The sequence below is a fragment of the Sulfurimonas xiamenensis genome (assembly GCF_009258045.1).
Classification (GTDB): domain Bacteria; phylum Campylobacterota; class Campylobacteria; order Campylobacterales; family Sulfurimonadaceae; genus Sulfurimonas; species Sulfurimonas xiamenensis.
The window spans coordinates 1,817,987-1,834,727 of the sequence record NZ_CP041166.1; the positions used below are offsets into that span (position 1 = coordinate 1,817,987).

General features: G+C 34.8%; 18 protein-coding genes. 9 read left to right on the forward strand and 9 right to left on the reverse strand.

What is annotated here, in order from left to right; all coding sequences use genetic code 11:
* Positions 1–6 precede the first annotated feature (6 nt).
* A complete protein-coding gene (gene eno, locus FJR47_RS09225; protein ID WP_152300150.1) occupies positions 7–1,272 on the reverse strand; it encodes a phosphopyruvate hydratase in 1,266 nt (421 codons plus the stop codon).
* 58 nt (positions 1,273–1,330) lie between these two features.
* Entirely contained in the window at positions 1,331–2,368 is a 1,038-nt protein-coding gene (recA, locus tag FJR47_RS09230; RefSeq protein WP_152300151.1) for a recombinase RecA, read from the reverse strand.
* Between the two features lie 228 nt (positions 2,369–2,596).
* On the opposite strand from recA, the gene FJR47_RS09235 reads away from it, so the two are divergent.
* Entirely contained in the window at positions 2,597–3,412 is an 816-nt protein-coding gene (locus FJR47_RS09235; RefSeq protein ID WP_430738916.1) for a menaquinone biosynthesis family protein, read from the forward strand.
* A 66-nt stretch (positions 3,413–3,478) separates the two neighbouring features.
* Entirely contained in the window at positions 3,479–4,318 is an 840-nt protein-coding gene (locus tag FJR47_RS09240) for a UDP-N-acetylmuramate dehydrogenase (protein WP_152300153.1), read from the forward strand.
* 47 nt (positions 4,319–4,365) lie between these two features.
* Here the strand turns inward: FJR47_RS09240 and FJR47_RS09245 are convergent, their stop codons facing one another.
* Together FJR47_RS09245 and FJR47_RS09250 are read right to left on the reverse strand one after the other, a co-directional pair.
* Complete coding sequence (locus tag FJR47_RS09245) at positions 4,366–5,340, reverse strand: iron-sulfur cluster assembly scaffold protein (RefSeq protein ID WP_152300154.1); 975 nt, start codon at positions 5,338–5,340, stop codon at positions 4,366–4,368.
* 29 nt (positions 5,341–5,369) lie between these two features.
* The gene (locus tag FJR47_RS09250; RefSeq protein WP_152300155.1) at positions 5,370–6,581 is read right to left on the reverse strand and encodes a NifS family cysteine desulfurase; all 1,212 of its coding nucleotides are present in this window, start codon (positions 6,579–6,581) and stop codon (positions 5,370–5,372) included.
* Between the two features lie 205 nt (positions 6,582–6,786).
* Here FJR47_RS09250 and FJR47_RS09255 point away from each other — a divergent pair, with 205 nt between their 5' ends.
* The 7 genes from FJR47_RS09255 to FJR47_RS09285 all read left to right on the forward strand — a co-directional run bounded on the left by FJR47_RS09255 (position 6,787) and on the right by FJR47_RS09285 (position 12,249).
* Positions 6,787–7,290 carry a hypothetical protein gene (locus FJR47_RS09255; RefSeq protein WP_152300156.1) on the forward strand — a complete coding sequence of 168 codons (504 nt, stop codon included), beginning with the start codon at positions 6,787–6,789 and terminating at the stop codon, positions 7,288–7,290.
* A gap of 59 nt (positions 7,291–7,349) precedes the next feature.
* Entirely contained in the window at positions 7,350–8,609 is a 1,260-nt protein-coding gene (locus FJR47_RS09260; protein ID WP_152300157.1) for a 3-isopropylmalate dehydratase large subunit, read from the forward strand.
* An 89-nt stretch (positions 8,610–8,698) separates the two neighbouring features.
* Entirely contained in the window at positions 8,699–9,865 is a 1,167-nt protein-coding gene (locus tag FJR47_RS09265; RefSeq protein ID WP_152300158.1) for an OmpA family protein, read from the forward strand.
* Positions 9,866–10,438, forward strand: coding sequence for a molybdenum cofactor guanylyltransferase MobA (gene mobA, locus FJR47_RS09270; protein WP_152300159.1), 573 nt, complete (start codon positions 9,866–9,868; stop codon positions 10,436–10,438). It abuts the gene before it with no gap.
* A 102-nt stretch (positions 10,439–10,540) separates the two neighbouring features.
* Positions 10,541–11,011 (forward strand): cyclic pyranopterin monophosphate synthase MoaC, encoded by a 471-nt coding sequence (gene moaC, locus FJR47_RS09275; protein ID WP_152300160.1) that lies wholly within the window; start codon positions 10,541–10,543, stop codon positions 11,009–11,011.
* Positions 10,992–11,261 (forward strand): HP0495 family protein, encoded by a 270-nt coding sequence (locus tag FJR47_RS09280; protein WP_152300161.1) that lies wholly within the window; start codon positions 10,992–10,994, stop codon positions 11,259–11,261. Before moaC ends, FJR47_RS09280 begins: the two co-directional genes overlap by 20 nt.
* 13 nt (positions 11,262–11,274) lie before the next feature.
* The gene (locus tag FJR47_RS09285; protein WP_152300162.1) at positions 11,275–12,249 is read left to right on the forward strand and encodes a DUF6781 family protein; all 975 of its coding nucleotides are present in this window, start codon (positions 11,275–11,277) and stop codon (positions 12,247–12,249) included.
* Between the two features lie 14 nt (positions 12,250–12,263).
* Here FJR47_RS09285 and aroC read toward each other — a convergent pair whose 3' ends face one another.
* The 5 genes from aroC to FJR47_RS09310 form a co-directional block, all read right to left on the reverse strand.
* Positions 12,264–13,337: a chorismate synthase gene (gene aroC / locus FJR47_RS09290; protein ID WP_152300163.1), complete on the reverse strand. Its 1,074-nt coding sequence runs from the start codon at positions 13,335–13,337 to the stop codon at positions 12,264–12,266.
* On the reverse strand, positions 13,334–14,017 hold the full coding sequence (gene rnc, locus FJR47_RS09295) for a ribonuclease III (RefSeq protein ID WP_152300164.1): 684 nt from the start codon (positions 14,015–14,017) through the stop codon (positions 13,334–13,336). The genes aroC and rnc overlap by 4 nt, the downstream gene beginning before the upstream one ends.
* On the reverse strand, positions 14,014–14,445 hold the full coding sequence (gene rnhA / locus FJR47_RS09300; protein WP_152300165.1) for a ribonuclease HI: 432 nt from the start codon (positions 14,443–14,445) through the stop codon (positions 14,014–14,016). Before rnhA ends, rnc begins: the two co-directional genes overlap by 4 nt.
* Entirely contained in the window at positions 14,420–15,466 is a 1,047-nt protein-coding gene (locus FJR47_RS09305) for a tetratricopeptide repeat protein (protein WP_152300166.1), read from the reverse strand. Before FJR47_RS09305 ends, rnhA begins: the two co-directional genes overlap by 26 nt.
* Before the next feature lie 227 nt (positions 15,467–15,693).
* Complete coding sequence (locus tag FJR47_RS09310) at positions 15,694–16,740, reverse strand: YeiH family protein (protein ID WP_152300167.1); 1,047 nt, start codon at positions 16,738–16,740, stop codon at positions 15,694–15,696.
* Between the last annotated feature and the right edge of the window lies 1 nt (position 16,741).

Sequence of the window (16,741 nt, forward strand, 5' to 3'; positions counted from 1 at the left end):
ATATGCCTAGTTAAAAAGCGTTAAACCTAAATATTCACCATAAACTATTTCATTCTCAATTTCTAAGAGACGATTATATTTAGCAGTTCTCTCGCCTCTTGCAGTAGAACCTGTTTTTATTTCACCACAGTTTAGTGCAACAGCAAAATCAGCAATAAAAGCATCTTCACTCTCTCCTGAACGATGACTCATAACACACTTATAACCGTTTCTTTGAGCAAGACGCACCGTAAGCATAGTCTCACTTACCGAACCAATTTGATTTGGTTTAATTAAAATTGCATTCGCAATCTCTTTTTGGATTCCCTCATTGAGAATGTTAGCGTTCGTAACAAAAAGATCATCGCCGACAAGCTGTACTTTATCGCCAAGTTTTTCAGTCAATATTTTCCAACCGTCCCAATCATCTTCGCTTAAACCGTCTTCAATAGATACGATCGGATATTTTGAGCATAGGTCAACATAATAGTCAACAAGCTGCGCAGAAGTAACTGTTCTGTTTTCACTATCAAGTCTGTATCCGCCATCTGCTACAAGTTCGCTTGCTGCAACATCAAGAGCGATTGCCATCTGCTCTCCAGCTTTATATCCTGCCTTTTCTATCGCTTCCATAATGATCTGGATAGGCTCTTCATTTGAGCTTAGATCAGGTGCAAAACCGCCCTCATCTCCTAAAGCCGTATTGTGTTTTTTAGCTTTTAAAATAGCTTTTAGATTGTGATAAACCTCTGCACTAGCTTGAAGTGAAGTTGCAAAATCTTCAAATCCAATAGGCATAATCATATACTCTTGAAAATCCACAGAATTATCTGCGTGTGAGCCGCCATTAATAATATTGAGCATTGGAGTAGGCATAACCATAGCGTTTGCTCCGCCAAGATATCGGTAAAGAGGAACACCCAAGCTTTTTGCAGCAGCTCGTGCCACAGCCATAGAGACTCCAAGAACCGCATTTGCACCTAAGTTTCCATAATTTTCAGTTCCGTCAAGCTCTTTCATAGTAGCATCGATTACAGCTTGATTAAAAGGGGAAAGGCCAATAAGCACATCGGCAATTTGACTGTTTACATTTTCAACCGCTTTAAGAACACCCTTTCCCATATATCTATCGCCGCCGTCACGAAGTTCTAATGCCTCGCGCTTTCCTGTACTAGCACCCGATGGCACAACAGCACTCTCCTTTGTTCCATCGCTCAACTCTACCGTTGCTTTTACTGTTGGATTTCCGCGAGAATCCATTACTTCTATTGCGCTGATATTATCTATAAACATTATTTATCTACCCCTTCTTTCTATGAAATTTTATACTTTTATACTGATTTTATTTTACTTATACATCAGTTTCTTCTATCTCAAGTGTATCCATTGTCATAAGACTGCTTATGCCCATGGCTGATTTTATTTTTTCTTCTATTTCACGAGCCAGCTCAGGCTCTTCTATAAACTTAGCTTTAACATTTTCACGCCCTTGACCAAGCTTTGTTTCTCCATAAGAGAACCAAGCACCGCTTTTATCAATTATGTCCAGTTTAACACCATAATCAACAAGCTCACCCTCTTTTGAAATACCTTCTCCAAACATTATATCAAACTCAGCCTGACGAAATGGAGGTGCAACTTTATTTTTTATAACTTTTGCTTTAACACGGTTGCCTATTTGGCTCTCACCCTGCTTTAAAGATGCTATACGCCTCACATCTATACGAACAGAAGCGTAAAACTTAAGCGCATTTCCGCCTGTTGTCGTCTCTGGAGAACCATACCCCATCATGCCGATTTTCATGCGGATTTGATTGATAAAGATAACTGTACAGTTCATCTTATGCAAAATACCCGTTAGTTTGCGAAGTGCTTTTGACATAAGACGCGCTTGAACACCGACATTTTGATCTGACATCTCACCCTCGATCTCAGACTTAGGAGTAAGCGCTGCAACCGAATCGATAACTATTAAATCAATTGCGCCGCTGCGAGCAATAGTTTCAACTATATCTAAAGCTTGTTCACCATAATCCGGCTGAGATACAAGAAGATTGTCAACATCAACACCTAAATTTTTAGCATAAGCGACATCAAGTGCATGCTCTGCATCAACAAAGGCACAAACTCCGCCCTTTTTTTGACACTCTGCTGTTATCTGGAGTGCTAAAGTTGTTTTTCCTGAGCTCTCAGGTCCATATATTTCAACAACTCTTCCTTGTGGAATTCCGCCTATACCAAGTGCCAGATCAAGTCCAAGAGAGCCTGTGCTAATCGACTCTATAGGTATTATCTCTTTATCACCAAGTCTCATAAGCGCACCCTTACCGAATGCTTTATCAATCTGTTTCATAGCTAAGTCTAATGATTTTTGTTTATTTGCGTCCATTGTTGGCTCTCTTATATTAAATTTAGACTTATTATATGACAACTTTATTTTTTTATATAAAAATATTGCAAATTGTCATATTTTTATATAGAAATTTCTATATAAATTAGTGAGATTTTATCCTTATTTGGTTAAAATTTAGTTTATATTTTTAATCTCTATCTATAATAGGCACCTAATTTGAAAAAAACATTAATTGCACACTCTCCTGACGCTGATGACATATTTATGTACTATGCTATAAAATTTGGCTGGGTAGATATGAATAACACAAAGTTTGACAATATCGCCGAAGATATACAAACCCTGAATGAAAAAGCCTTAAATGGTGAATATGAAATAGTTGCTATTAGCTTTGCACTTTATCCTCATATTAGAAAAGATTATGCACTGCTGCGAACTGCAGTAAGTTTCGGTGATGGATACGGACCAAAAATTATTAAAAAAAGAGGAGCGACTCTAAAATCTAATTTTAAAGTTGCTCTTAGCGGCAAACATACTACAAATGCCTTGCTCTTTCGCATCGCTTATCCTGATGCCAAAATAACCTACATGAATTTTTTAGAGATAGAACAAGCTGTTTTAGATGGCAAAGTTGATGCCGGCGTTTTAATCCATGAGAGTATTTTAACCTATGACAGCAAACTGGAAGTTGAATGTGAAATGTGGGATATATGGCAAGAGCTGGCGGGAAAAGATCTTCCTCTTCCTCTTGGCGGCATGGCAATTAGCCGCTCAGTTCCGCTTAACAAATCTATAGAATATGAACAAACACTCACAAAAGCTGTAAAAGTTGCAAGAGATCATAAACATAAATTATCACAAATGCTTTTAGAAAGAGATCTGGTTCGTATAGATGCATCTACACTGGATAAATATCTTGAACTTTATGCAAATGATGACTCAATAACACTAAATGAGACACAATTCAAAGCAATAAATAAACTCTTTGAGATAGGCTACAAACACGGCTTTTATGATTCACTTATAAAAGTTGAAGATTTTATGATACCAACTGAATATAAAGAGCTTAGATACTCGTAATGAGTGCTAAACATTTGATATATTTTGCAAAAAAATATATATTTCACTATTAGTTTTTATAAAACGATGAAAAAACAAAATATAAATTTCTCTAAATTTTCTTCTATAAAAATCGGGGATACTTTAGAGGTTTCACTGCTGCAGAATTGCAATACTAAATATGAAAATTATTACCTCTTGGGTGCCTGCAATAATATTTTGATAGGTACACAACCTCCGCCGCTTTTAAAACTTGACAAAAAATATGATTACATCAAAATAAAAGACAACACTTTAATTATAGGTGCGGCGACACCATCGGGAAAGATTGTTTCATTTTGCAAAAAACACAATATTGCAAATTTTGAATTTCTCTCGCATCTGCCTGGAACATTGGGCGGTCTTGTATTTATGAATGCAGGACTAAAAGAGTATGAAATATTTAATCATCTTATCTCTATACTCACATGCGAAGGAAGTTTACAAAAAAGAGAGATTAATTACGGATATAGATTTACAAATATAAAAACTCCGATTTTAGAAGCTTCTTTTAATCTAGTGTATGGATTTGACAAAGAAAAAGTCACAATGTTTAAAGTTATGCGCTCAAATCAACCATCCAATCCAAGCGCCGGAAGCTGTTTTAAAAACCCTAAAGGTGATTATGCCGGCAGATTAATAGAAGCAGTTGGTTTAAAAGGTTTTAGAGTAGGCGGAATGGAGTTTAGCAAAAAGCATGCAAATTTTTTAGTAAATGTACAAAACGGCACTTTTGATGAAGCTGTTTTTTTAATTCAAGAGGCGCAAAAACGAGTTTATAAAGAGTTTGGAATTTGGCTTGAGTGTGAAATTGCGGTTTTAGACAAGAGATATATGGGCGAAAATTCACCACTTCTTAATCCCTGCAAAAAAATACTTAAAAACTAGAGTTTAACAGATACGATGGCGGAAATCATTCCGGCACCGTATAAAAATTATATCGGCAATACTCTTATTTTTTTAGAAAGCTTCTCTTTTAAAGTTGATTCTATTGCATAAAGAGTTCCTGTTGCAGATGAAGCACAGCCGCTGCATGCGCCTAAATATCTTATATAAACATCCACATACTCATCACTTGGTTTTACATCAATTACTTCCATATTTCCGCCATCCATAATTAAAAATTGACGAACATTCTCATCAATCACTGCATCAATAGCTTTAATTTGTTGAACAAGAGTCATCGACTCAAAATCACCTTTTGCACCGGCATCAGCTGCTGCTTTCATCTTTTCCTCATCCATTTCACGACGCGTGTCTCTTAAAATATCCACTAAATAGTACTCCCTTTCTTCATGTCCGCCAGGTTTAATACAGCTTTTGCAAAACCCGCCTGCTTTTGTATAGTCTGTAATCTGCTCAATTGTAGTTAAATCATTTAGCCTAATAACCTCTTGAAGAGTTTTTAAACTAACACGAGCACATTCACAAACTATTATCTCATCTTCAAAACTCTCAGCATCAACACCTTTATACAATCCTGCCGCTTTTTTAATTACATCATATGCCATAACAGAACAGTGCATTTTTTGAGGTGGAACAGCCGGAGTTTCAGGATTGTCTCTTAGAGCAAACTCAACATCAATATTTGTTATTTTTACTGCCTGATCAACCGTTTTGCCGATACAAAGCTCAGTCATAATATCTGAACTTGCAATAGCAGTTCCGCACCCAAAACTTTTAAATTTTGCATCTACAATCTTATCTGTTTTTGGATCAACTTCCCAATATAAACGAACAGCATCACCGCAACTCTCAGCACCAAAATCTGCAACAATAAGTTTATTGCCATGTGCAGCTGCTTCTTCTTCTGTAATTTCGCCTTGATGATTTGGATTGTTCATTAAGGTTGTTACTTTATTTGAGTAAGCTTCCCATAAGGAAGTACCCAGTAAATCATTTTTTGCCATCACGCTTTCCTTTTATTATATTTGTTAGTCTAATGATGTAACTCACAAGCTTTTGATTCGCCGCCCGGTGTCGGACCTACTTTTGCGAACGAACTTGAAATTGATCTAAGTCTAAACACAGCCTTCTTAAATTGATCTATCGTATAATCAATCTCTTCATCAGTTGTAAATCTGCTGAGACTTAAGCGGATACCCGTATGCGCCAATTCATTGTCAGCTCCGATAGCAAGCATTACCGTATTTGCTTCAAGATCTTCACTTGCACATGCCGAACCCGTAGAAGCTCCGATTAGAGAGTTATTTAAATCCCAAAGCATTCCTTCACCCTCAACTCCTTTTATGGAAATTAGTATTGTATTTGGAGTTCTATTGTCTCGGTCACCGACAACAAATGTATCGCTAAGCTCTAGTAATGCATCTTCCAAACGGTCTCTTTTTGCTCTGATAGAAGCCATTTTTTCTTCTATATTTGTTGTAGCAAGTTCTATTGCTTTGCCCATTGCAACAATATATGGAACATTAAGTGTTCCAGAACGGCGTCCGCCCATATGTTCTCCCCCGTGAAGAAGAGGAGAGAGCGGCTGTGAATTTTTAATATAGAGTGCGCCTACTCCTTTTGGACCATGAAATTTATGAGCACTCATGGATACAAAATCTACATGCACCTCTTGCAAATCAACAGGAATTTTACCAACTGCCTGAACGCCGTCTGAATGAAATAAAACACCCTTTTCTTTACAAATTTCTCCGATCTCTTTGATTGGGTTAATCATTCCAGTTTCATTTGATGCCCACATCACAGATACTAAAGCTGTCTTGTCTGTTATAAAACTTTTCACAACTTGAGGTTCTACTACGCCTTGATTATTTACAGGCAGATAAGTTACTTTAACACCTTCATTTTCAAGTGCTCTGCATGCGGCAAGCACAGATGGATGTTCAACCTCTGTTGTTATGATATGATTTTTTTCACCATTTACTATATGATCTGTAAAAACTGATTTTAAAACCCAGTTATTTGATTCTGTTGCACATGATGTAAAAACTATATCATCATTGTCACTTGCATTTAACGCTTTGTAAACTTGATCCATCGCTTTTCTAAGAGCAGGGTGTGAAGCCGTACCAAACTTATGAAGAGAGTTGGGATTGCCATAAATTTCGCTAAAAAATGGCTGCATAGCTTCCACAACCAAAGGGTCAACCATTGTCGTAGCATTGTTATCTAAATAAACTTGCATATTCTACCTCATTAAATTGACTTATTTTAATTAAGACAATTTTTGTCTTTTTTCGTTTTGATATAATAATAAGTTTGTTATTTGATTAAGCTTAAATAAAACTGTACTTATAAAATATTTAAGCTATAATTATAGCAGTGAGCACTTCAAAAATTTATTAATAATTTTTAGAAATATCTTATAAACAACAAACTAGGAAAAATCAATGTGTAATTTTAACAAACAAAATGAAGATACAAAAGCATTAATACATATTTTATTAAAAAATTGTGCAGAATCGGTTGGCGGTACAAATTTTCTTTTAGGACTTTTAGAAGCAATCAAAGAAAAAAAACCAAATGCTCTTATATATAACGCATGCAAAATAGAGTCTAAAGAACTTAAAATAACATGGAACAAAATAATTTTTAAAGATAAATTTGATGTTCTAGAAGAGATCATCCATTCTCATAAAAGCTCAGAAAATCAAAATTTTAATATTCTTGAAAATGACAGTGAAAAGAAGAAGAAGAAAATTTTAAATATGGTAAAAACTTTAGCACCTATTGAATTTATAGTAACACCTAAAGACCCTCAATATGGAATAGGATTTACATTTAAAATTTTTGAAACTATTGAAAATGATTCTATAAAAATAAATCCTATTTTTATCGCAATCTTCTTTTGTTCAACCGAATATATGAAAAAGGCTCTAAAACATCAGATATAGCAACTTTAAATCTTAAATGGTATAATCTCAAAATTATTACTCTTTTATAAAGGTTTATTATGGGACAAACTATAACCGAAAAAATATTTTCTGAGCATGTAGGTCACGCTGTTTATGCGGGAGAGATTATCCGTTGTAATATTGACATGGTTATCGGAAATGACATTACAACGCCTATATCTATCAAAGCTTTTGAGGATAGCGGTGCTACAAAACTAGCTAATCCGGACGGATTTTCTATAGTTCTTGACCACTTTATTCCCGCTAAAGATATAGCAAGTGCAAATCAAGCTAGAATCAGTCGTGACTTTGCAAAAAAACATAACTTAAAAAACTTTTTTGATGAAAAAGATATGGGAATTGAACACGCTCTTCTTCCTGAAAAAGGTCTTGTAGTCCCGGGGGATGTAATTATCGGAGCAGATTCACACACATGTACGCACGGAGCGCTTGGAGCATTCTCTACCGGAATGGGTTCAACGGATTTGGCGTTTGCCATGATTACGGGTGGAAACTGGTTTAAAGTTCCAGAGTCTATAAAAGTCATCCTCAGCGGAAAACCGGGAAAATATACAACCGGAAAAGATATTATCTTGGAGATTATCCGCATGATTGGCGTTGATGGTGCGCTTTACAAAACTTTAGAGTTTACAGGAAGCACAATTGAGTATCTAAATATGGATGACAGATTTTCTATGTGCAATATGGCAATTGAAGCGGGAGCAAAAAGCGGTATTGTTGCATTTGATGCAGTTACAAAAGATTTCCTAGCTGATAAAAATTTGGCACGCGAACCTCGTATACACTACTCGGATGAAGATGCCTCTTATACGCAAATCTTGGAGATAGATGTTGCAAACCTTGAACCTGTGATTGCTTATCCTTTCCTGCCGTCAAACGGACACTCAATAACGCAAGCCGTAAAAGATCGAATCAAAATAGATCAAGCTTTTATAGGAAGCTGTACAAATGGCAGACTTGGTGATTTAAAAACTGCTGCAGAGATTTTAAAAGGCAAAAGAGTACATCCCGATGTTCGCCTTATTGTCACCCCGGGAACACAGCATATCTTTCAAGAGGCTTCAAGATTAGGATATATAGACATCATTATCGATGCCGGCGGAGTTGTAAGCAATCCCACATGCGGTGCTTGCCTTGGCGGATACATGGGAATTTTAGGAGACAATGAAGTGGCAGTCGCTACAACAAATCGAAATTTTGTAGGACGAATGGGTTCTCGAAGCTCTAAAGTCTATTTGGCGAACTCTGCAGTTGCGGCAATTTCTGCGATTAATGGTTATATAACAGATCCTAGATAAATTAAATAATTAAATTAGTTTTTAATAGCAAATAATTTTTTAAGACACCAAGTGATACAATTAAAGTATATACAAAATAAAGGATTTATATGAGAAAATTATTATTAGTACCGGCTCTTCTATTGAGCAGTGTTGCAATAGCACAGGAGTATAATTATGAAATAACTCCAGTTGTTGGTTATAACATAGCAGAAGGGAATCTTGAACTAGAAAATCAGACTCTTTACGGAGCTGAAGTTCAGTATAATGGTTTTGACTCACTTTTAAAACCTGAGTTAAGTGTGCTTTATTCAGATGCTGATTATGAAAATTCAACGATAAGTACAGATATTTATCGTATTGCTCTCAACGGAGTTTATGAGTATGATGCGATAAGCTTTATTAAGCCGCTTGCAAAAATAGGTTTTGGTTATGAAACCATAGATAATCATTTAGCAGATAATACAGACAGTATTTTTTTAGATATGGGTGTTGGAGCAAAAGTTCCTTTTACAGACGCTATTGCTTTAAAACTTGAAGCTGTTTATATGTTAAAAAACAACCATTCGCGTATGGATAGCAATTTAGCACTTTTAGCTGGTCTTAATTTTGCATTTGGACCTAAAGCTCAAGAAGTTGCAGCAGAAACTGTTGATGGGGATGATGACAATGACGGTGTTTTAAACTCTGCTGATAAATGCCCTAGCACTCCAGCAGGTGTAAAAGTAGATGCATATGGGTGTGAGATTGACGGTGATGACGACAATGACGGCGTTTTAAATTCTAGAGACAGATGCCCAAATACTATTGCAGGTGCTAAGGTTGATAGTGCAGGATGCGAAATAGACGGTGATGACGACAAAGATGGAGTTTTAAACTCTAAAGACAAATGTCCAAATACTCCTGCAGGCAATGTTGTAGATAGTGATGGCTGCACACAGAAAGTAAATTTACATATAAATTTTGAAACTGCATCGTATACTGTTGATGAAGCTTCAAAGCAAAATGTTAAAAAATTCGCTGATTTCTTAAAAGCCAGAACTAATTTTAATGCAAAAATAATTGGACATACTGATAATGTAGGTAGTGAAGCGAGCAATCAAACGCTTTCTGAGAACAGAGCAAATGCCGTAAAAGAACTTATTGTTCAACATGGTATAGAAGCGAACAGAATCAAAACAGTAGGTATGGGTGAATCAGCTCCTGCTGCTTTAAATGATACTGATGAAGGAAGAGCCCAAAACAGAAGAATAGAAGCAGAATTGCTTGTAAAATAGATGTTTGATATACCATGCATTATATTTGCAGGGGGAAAAAGCTCACGAATGGGGGAAGATAAATCTCTTCTCCCATTTGGCAATTTTGATACTTTAGCACAATTCCAACTCTCTCGTCTTAATAAAATTTTTAAAAATGTCTACATTTCATGCAAAGATAAAAATAAATTTAATTTTGAAGCTTCTTTTATAGAAGATATTAAAACAGATTCCACATATGCGCCTACAGCTGGTTTTATCTCTGTTTTTGAAAATTTAAAATGTGAAAATTTTTTTGCATTAAGTGTAGATTCTCCATTTGTAGGTGAAAACGAAATACAAAAATTAATAAAAGCTGATAAGCCGAATCATGATGCTACGATTGCCAAAATAAATGATGCAATACAGCCGATGTGCGGAATATATCACATTTCCCTTCAAAATAAATTCAAAAAGATGCTAAAAGAAAACAATCATAAACTAAGTTTTCTGCTTTACTCTTCAAATACTATATTCGTTGATTTTGAGAATAAAAAATCATTTTTAAATTTAAATCATCCTCATGAGTATCAAGAGGCATTGCAGCTTATTTAAAGTTACCTTACTTTTGATATAATACTGAGTTACATAAATAATTTTTTTTAGAATAAAAATATAAATTTGTCATGGTAATAAAATTAAATAAAAAGAGAAAATATGAAATTAACACATTTAGATGAAAAAGACAGACCAAAAATGGTTGATGTATCAGACAAAAGTCAGACAACAAGAGTAGCTGTTGCAAGTGGTTTGATAGAGATGAGTCAAGAGGCATATAATACTATAGTAGGTGAAAAAACAAAAAAAGGTCCTGTAATCCAAACGGCAGTTATTGCAGCAATTATGGGAACAAAAAAAACAAGTGAACTTATCCCTATGTGTCATCCTTTAAATCTGAGCGGGATCAATTGTGATATAGAAGAGTTGCCTGAACTTCCAGGTTTCAAACTTATCGTAACAGCAAAATTAACAGGTCAAACCGGTGTTGAGATGGAAGCTTTAACGGGAACAAGCGTAGGTCTTTTAACAATTTATGATATGGTTAAGGCAATTGACAAAGGCATGATTATAAGAAATATACAGTTAGAAAAAAAATCAGGAGGCAAGAGTGGAGATTATCAACGATAGAGAAGAAAAATTAGAACTTACATATCCATGCAGTTGGTGTTATAAACTTATTGCGAATGAAAAAGAGGCACTTGAAGAAGCCGTAAGTGATGTTATTGATAAGAGAGAGCACAAACTAACTCACTCAAAAAGCAGCAAGGGAGGGAAGTATATAAGCATGAATTTAGATATACTTGTACATAATGAAGATGACAGGAATTTCATCTATGAAGCACTTAAAGCTCATCAACATATAAAAATGGTACTTTAAAAAGGAGTTTACAGTGAGTTTAAAAGAGTTGCAAAATATTGAATTTGAAAATATGTCTTTACATAAGATAAAAGAGACAACATCTGCTATTATAAATGAGTATACTAAAGATTTGCGGAATGAACTAGAAAAGTTGATACAACAAAAAGAGATTTTAGAGAGAGATTTAGAAAAAAAATTAAACGAACTTCAAGAGACAAAATATAGAATTTTTAACGAAATTGAGTCTATTATAGATAAAAAAGATACTCAAACTATTTCAAAGCTACATCAAGCAAAACTGCAATCAATTGATCTTTTTGACCTTCTTGGCGAGACTGTAGAATCTGCCATTATTACAGCTTTAGAAAAATCAAAAGATTCCGAAGCTAAAGAAATCATAGAAGAGGTGATAAAAGAGCTAACATACGAAACCATAAAAGAGGGAACATTAAATACTATAAGAGTTAGAAAAATTTTATCTACAATTTTGCACTCAAGTATTGATATTTCGGAAGCTACACCAAATATTTCTGAAGAGATTTTAGAAGCAACCTTAAAAGGCATGAGAGCTGGTCTTCTTCACTCTATAGATAGGTTTAAAAAGAGATTGGCATATATGCCTCTTGAAGCAAAGCATATACTTATAGAAGATTATGACACTATTATGGAAGATTTAAATCAAACAGATATTTTATTTTTGCAAGTTATTCAAACGCAGGCAGATGAAAGCAGTCCAACTACAAGAAAAATATTACTAGAATTGAGCCAAAAAATGCGTTATGATTTAGAAGAGCTTATTTATATCTCAAAAGAGACTGCGCAAGTAATGAAAAACAGATTTTCCTCTTTTGCAAAAACAGCAGTAAAAAAAGCAGATACTGCTCTTCACTCAGATGCTGCCAAAGAAGCAAAAAGAATGGGTATTCAAGCATGGGGAGTTGCAAAAACAGCAATTGGAAGTGCGATAAAATCTGCTAAAAATGCTATAGAACCAAAAGATAAATAGTAGTTTTTATACTACTATTTATAATATTTTAATACACCTTCCATATAAGAACCCATATTTAAAAGCAGCATATCAGCTATTACTAGTGCTGCCATTGCTTCGCAAACAATTGTTCCTCTAATGGCAACACAAGGGTCATGTCGTCCTTTTAATGAAAAATCAACTTCTTCATTTTTGGTTGTAACTGTTTTTTGCTCCTTAAAGATAGAAGGTGTCGGTTTAAAATAGACATTCATTACAATATCTTCACCGTTGCTTATGCCTCCTAAAATTCCGCCGGAGTGATTTGTTACAAATCCATTCGTTCTTATAGCATCATTATTTTGTGATCCCTTGACCGATGCACTTAAAACTCCATCACCTATTTCAACAGCTTTCACTGCATTAATACCCATCATAGCATCTGCTAAAATTGCATCAAGTTTATAATATAGCGGCTGCCCCAAACCTTTTGGTGCACCCTTTACAAGAACCCTGGAGACACCACCAACTGAATCATGGTCATTTTTGGCTCTTATTATTGCATCTTTTTGCTCTTGCTCTTTGCCTGCATCAAGCGCATATATAACGCTTTTTTTAGCAGCTTCATAATCAAGCTGTTCTGATTTAATTCCATCTACTTCACAAATACCGCTTAAAACTTCGATGTTTAGCTCTTTTAGCATCAGCTTTGCGATTGCACCCGCTGCTACTCTTGCTGCAGTTTCTCTTGCAGAACTTCGTCCGCCGCCGCGATAATCTCTTATGCCGTATTTATAAAAATAGGTAAAATCTGCATGACCTGGACGAAAAACATCTTTTATATTTGAGTAATCTTTTGACTTTTGATTTGTATTATATATTACCATTGCAATCGGAGTACCGGTGCTTTTGCCCTCAAAAACACCGCTTAATATTTCTACTTTATCTTCCTCTTTTCTGGCCGTCTCAAACTCTGTTTTTCCAGGTTTTCTGCGGTCAAGTTCATTTTGAATATAGGTCTCATCTATACACAAACCTGCGGGAACTCCATCAAGCAAACATCCGATTGCAACTCCATGAGACTCTCCAAAAGTACTAAATTTTAACTTTTGACCAAAACTATTCACTCTGTTTCCTTATTTAAAAGCTTTACAGCCATCTCCGCAGCTTCTTGCTGCGCAATTTTTTTACTCTTTCCTATGGCTCTTGCATACTCTTTATTCTCTATAATAACCGCTACTTCAAACTCTTTTTTATGGTCTGGTCCACGGCTTGCAACAACTTTATACTCCGGAGTCTCACCAAATCTAGCTTGTGTAAGCTCTTGAAGTGTTGTTTTAAAGTCTCTAAATAGAGAGTCTAATGATATCTCTTTATGATTTTTCTCTATCAATTCAATCGCTATCTTCTTTACGACATCCAAGCCTGACTCTAGATAGATAGCTCCCATTATTGCTTCAAAAGCATTAGAGAGCAGGGAAGCTTTTTCTCTTCCGCCGTTATTTTCTTCAGCATTTGATAAATAAATAAAGTTACCCAGATTTATGGAACGGGCTAATTTGTCAAATCCATTTTCATTTACCAACGAAGCCCTAATTTTTGAAAGCTTTCCCTCATCAGAAGTGGGAAATTTAAAAAACAGGTACTCTCCCACAATCAAATCCAAAACAGCATCACCTAAAAATTCAAGTCGCTCATTATCGTAGGGCTGTTTATAACTCTTGTGTGTCAGCGCTTCGATAATGAGCTTCTCATCTTTAAACTTATAACCTAGTGTTTTTTCTAAAACTTCTATATTTTTGTTCATTGTATAGCCTTTTTCATTTTTTGGGCCTCTTGTTTTGCCAATATATCACATCTCTCATTCTCTATATGCCCATTATGGCCTCTTACCCATAAAGCATGTATTTTATGATTTTTCGAAACTTCTATATACTCTTTCCATAAATCAGGATTTTTCACTTTTTTAAAATCTCTTTTTTTCCAACCCTCCAGCCACTCAATTATCCCTTTTACAACATAAGATGAATCTGAAACTATAGTAACATCGCAAGGCTCTTTTAGTGCTCTTAAGCCTTCAATAACTGCTAAAAGCTCCATTCTGTTATTTGTAGTATTTAACTCTCCGCCTGAAATCTCTTTCTCTTTATTTCCAAATCTTAAAATTGTTCCATACCCTCCAGGTCCTGGGTTTCCCAAAGAGCTGCCATCACTGAAAAGAGTTATTTTCTTCACTAAAATCCTTATGATAATCTTTAACAAGAGATATCTCTACTCTTGAAGTATTTATTGCGTGGCAACTGCTGCAACGGTTAAAGGCAAAGGGATAAATCACTTTACAGTTATCACAAATATACTCAAAACCAAGAGTTGCATTAACATTTGAATTAAGATTTATAAGCACATCAAACTCAAAAACAGAACTTCTATTAGCCTCTTTGATATATCCTTTAGCGGTATAAAGTTCCCTTAAATAGCCATTTTGCATTATTATATCAAAATTTAAATCTTTTTTATCACAATTCCACAATACATCCGCCAGCAGCTCTGCCTTTGATGGGTCAAAATTTTCCCATGCAACTTTAGGATTTACTCTAAAAATATACTCAAAAATAAGATATGTTAAACAGTGAGTATTTTTATATATCTCCAATAATGAATAAACCTTTTCATCTGTTGACATCTTTGTATTATTAAGAATAAGCAGCGCTTTCAAATAAGCGCTTTGTGTTGTTATATCTTTTTTCAATTCGCTCAAAGGTTCCAGTACTTCAAGAGCTAAATTATAATTTTGCATCTGCTCATAAACTAAAAGAAGATAGTTAAGTGCCTGAGGAGTACGAGGGTTGTTTTTAAGTATCTCTAAAAAAACCTGCTTTGCTCTCTCTAAAAAACCGGCTTTAAAATAGGTTTTTCCAAGCAAAAACATAGTATCTCTGTAATTTGATTTATCGCCAACTTTTAAAAGTTCACTATAAATCTCAATGCCTTTTTCATAATTACCGCTTTTTACATAAGAGTTTGCAAGTAGAAGCCATGATTTTTCAGAAAGTTCCCCTTTTGTAATTAATACTTTTAACTCATTTTGAGAAGGAAGAGAATGAAACTGTTTTAAAAATTTATCAAGGTGTTTATAATCCTCTTTTTTCTTAAACTTAGCAAACCAATATGAAAAAAATGTTATTACAAAAATAAGAACGAAAAAGATTATTACCCCAAACAACGGGTCATGAAACTCTAAAAAAAATGTATCCATTATTTATATACCATATTTTATACCACTATTATTTTTTATTTTTTTCTAAAATCTCTAAAAAATATCTCTGTGCTTTCAGTAAAACACACACTCTTTTTACACAAAAAATTTTTAAAGAACCAGTAAAAATAATTAAATGCACTTGATAGATATAGCAATCTTACCGACTCTGTATATGTTTAGATTTAATCTTATTATATACTTTTTTAGTTAAAAATTACAAACACTTAAAATACCCCTACAACCCATTTTGTTATAAAGTAACCACCTACCATCAGCCAGACAAACATTAATCCTGATGTATAAACAGGGGCTAAACCTAAACCTTTAAATTTTGAAAATACAGTTCCTATTCCAAGTGCTGTCATCGCCATAGTCAATAAAAAAGTATCTATTTCATTTATAATATCAACAATATTCTGAGGGACAAATCCAAGTGAATTAAATCCCGCCATGCCAATAAAATAAACTGCAAACCAAGGAATCACAAGTTTAACACCGCCAGCTTCGCTGCCGCTTTTTTTCGAGCTATATGAGAGATAAATTCCCAATATAATTAACATCGGTGCGATCATAATAACTCTTGTCATTTTTACAATGACTGCAGAATTTGCCATCTCTTCAGGGGCACCAGGTATCGAAGCCGGAACTGCAACAACCTGTGCAACCTCATGAATGGTTCCTCCGACATAGATTCCAAACTCTTTTGCAGTCATATCAAACACGCCCATATTGTAAAGTACAGGATATACAAACATTGCTATTGTTCCAAACAAAACAACCATTGAAACAGCAATTGCAGCTTTGTGCTCCTCTGCTTTTAAAACAGGCTCTGTTGCTAAAACTGCCGCTGCGCCGCAAACGGAAGCTCCCGAAGCATTTAGCATAGAGGTATCTCTATCCATTTTAAAAAGTTTTTGTCCTGTCCAGGTTCCAAGTAAAAAAGTTGTTGAGAGCATAATAAGAGAGACCATAAAGCCTTCTAATCCGACTTCTGCAATCTGCTGAAATGTAATGCGAAAACCATAAAATACTATAGCAAAGCGTAAAATTTTTTTTGCGGAGAAAGTTATTCCCGGGCTCCACTCTTTTGGAGTTTTATTATGAAGCGTGTTTGCATAAAATATACCTATAACTATACCTATAACAAGAGGAGAAATTCCAAGAGCTTTTACAAAACCAATATCTGAAATCATAGTAGCCGCTGCAGCAAAAATTGCTACAAAAATAATGCCACTAAAAGTACCTTTTCTATTTTCTTCCGAAAATGGCATA

Bases quoted from the DNA above. Each gene is read 5' to 3' on its own strand.
- moaC (WP_152300160.1), top strand. From the start codon at position 10,541: ATGAAATTAACACATTTAGATGAAAAAGACAGACCAAAAATGGTTGAT.
- FJR47_RS09250 (WP_152300155.1), bottom strand. From the start codon at position 6,581: ATGCAAGTTTATTTAGATAACAATGCTACGACAATGGTTGACCCTTTG.
- FJR47_RS09265 (WP_152300158.1), top strand. From the start codon at position 8,699: ATGAGAAAATTATTATTAGTACCGGCTCTTCTATTGAGCAGTGTTGCA.
- rnc (WP_152300164.1), bottom strand. From the start codon at position 14,017: ATGAACAAAAATATAGAAGTTTTAGAAAAAACACTAGGTTATAAGTTT.
- FJR47_RS09260 (WP_152300157.1), top strand. From the start codon at position 7,350: ATGGGACAAACTATAACCGAAAAAATATTTTCTGAGCATGTAGGTCAC.
- eno (WP_152300150.1), bottom strand. From the start codon at position 1,272: ATGTTTATAGATAATATCAGCGCAATAGAAGTAATGGATTCTCGCGGA.
- FJR47_RS09240 (WP_152300153.1), top strand. From the start codon at position 3,479: ATGAAAAAACAAAATATAAATTTCTCTAAATTTTCTTCTATAAAAATC.
- mobA (WP_152300159.1), top strand. From the start codon at position 9,866: ATGTTTGATATACCATGCATTATATTTGCAGGGGGAAAAAGCTCACGA.
- FJR47_RS09305 (WP_152300166.1), bottom strand. From the start codon at position 15,466: ATGGATACATTTTTTTTAGAGTTTCATGACCCGTTGTTTGGGGTAATA.
- FJR47_RS09310 (WP_152300167.1), bottom strand. From the start codon at position 16,740: ATGCCATTTTCGGAAGAAAATAGAAAAGGTACTTTTAGTGGCATTATT.
- FJR47_RS09235 (WP_430738916.1), top strand. From the start codon at position 2,597: ATGTACTATGCTATAAAATTTGGCTGGGTAGATATGAATAACACAAAG.
- FJR47_RS09255 (WP_152300156.1), top strand. From the start codon at position 6,787: ATGTGTAATTTTAACAAACAAAATGAAGATACAAAAGCATTAATACAT.
- recA (WP_152300151.1), bottom strand. From the start codon at position 2,368: ATGGACGCAAATAAACAAAAATCATTAGACTTAGCTATGAAACAGATT.
- FJR47_RS09245 (WP_152300154.1), bottom strand. From the start codon at position 5,340: ATGGCAAAAAATGATTTACTGGGTACTTCCTTATGGGAAGCTTACTCA.